Source organism: Pseudonocardia sp. SID8383 (assembly GCF_009864975.1).
GTDB lineage: Bacteria > Actinomycetota > Actinomycetes > Mycobacteriales > Pseudonocardiaceae > Pseudonocardia > Pseudonocardia alni.
This window is the reverse complement of record NZ_WWFY01001158.1, coordinates 1-1,052: the sequence shown is the minus strand read 5'-3', so window position 1 is coordinate 1,052 and position 1,052 is coordinate 1. Positions and strand designations below refer to the sequence as shown.

The window sequence follows — 1,052 nt, the reverse complement described above, 5'->3', positions numbered from 1 at the left end:
CAGCGGCAGCACCGGCTCCGGCTCGCTGACCCCGGGCGTGTCGACGACGGCGACGGCGCGACGCAGGCGGCGCGGGTCGTCGTCGCCGTCGAGGGTGACGGTGCCGTGGTCGGGCCGCATCCGCCCGGCCAGCGCCAGCGCCAGCGCGGTGTGCCCGGAGCCGGGGGTGCCCGCGACCAGCAGCACCGAGCCGGGGACGGTGCGCAGCGAGGTCGACGCGAGCAACACCCCGTGGGTGCCGTCGACGGCGACGCCCTCGGCGACGAGCGCGGCCTCGGGGGCAGGGGCGCCCTCGGGGACGGCGGTGGCCTCGGTATCGGGTGCGGGCGAGGGGGCGGAGCTGGTCATGACGGTCCTGCTGTCCTGGGCGCCCCGGGCCGCACGACACCCGGCGATCGCGGGTCCGCGCAGCTCACCGGCGCCGGTCGTGGGTCGGAGCCACCGGCGCCCGGCGGTGCGTACGCACGGGCGCGACGGCGGTGGAAGCCTAGGCCGACGCCTGCTCCGGCGTCCGGCCGTCGCCCAGTGTGGACCCGATCGTGCGGGCCGACTTGACCTCGGACGACAGTGACTTGACCCGGCGCGACACTGTGACGGCGGCGACGAGCGACGTCCGGAGCGCCCGGCCCGGGCGCTCCGGTGCCGGGGACGGAGGGCGACCCGGAGCGCCGGCGGAGGGCGGCGCGGGGTGGGACCGGGGGTTCAGCCGCCGAGGGCGGTGCGGGGCAGCGGCGCAGGGCCGCCGGGGGAGCCGGTGCTGGACGGGCCGACCTCGCCGATCCGGTCCAGCGCCGCCTTGATGTGCTTGTCGCCGACGTCGCGGTGGGTCATCAGCCGCAGCTTGCCCGCGATGGCGCCGGCGCGGACACCGGCCTCGGCGAACGCGGCGATCGTGCCGCGCACGTCGGCCACGTCCACCAGCACGATGTTGGTCTGCGGCTCGCGGACCCGCCAGCCGCGCTCGCGCAGTCCGGCGGCGAGCCGCGTCGCCAGGTCGTGGTCCTCGGCGAGCCGGTCGATGTCCTCCAGCGCGACGAGCCCGGCCGCGGCCA

Annotated in this window: 1 protein-coding gene and 1 pseudogene; both read right to left on the bottom strand. The window is 78.4% G+C overall.

Annotated features, from left to right (window positions below):
• The coding region (locus GTW08_RS28240; RefSeq protein ID WP_237454270.1) for an ATP-binding cassette domain-containing protein at positions 1–348 on the bottom strand (348 nt) is incomplete at its 3' end.
• A gap of 354 nt (positions 349–702) precedes the next feature.
• Positions 703–1,052: pseudogene (locus tag GTW08_RS28235) on the bottom strand (low specificity L-threonine aldolase); the annotation flags it as partial.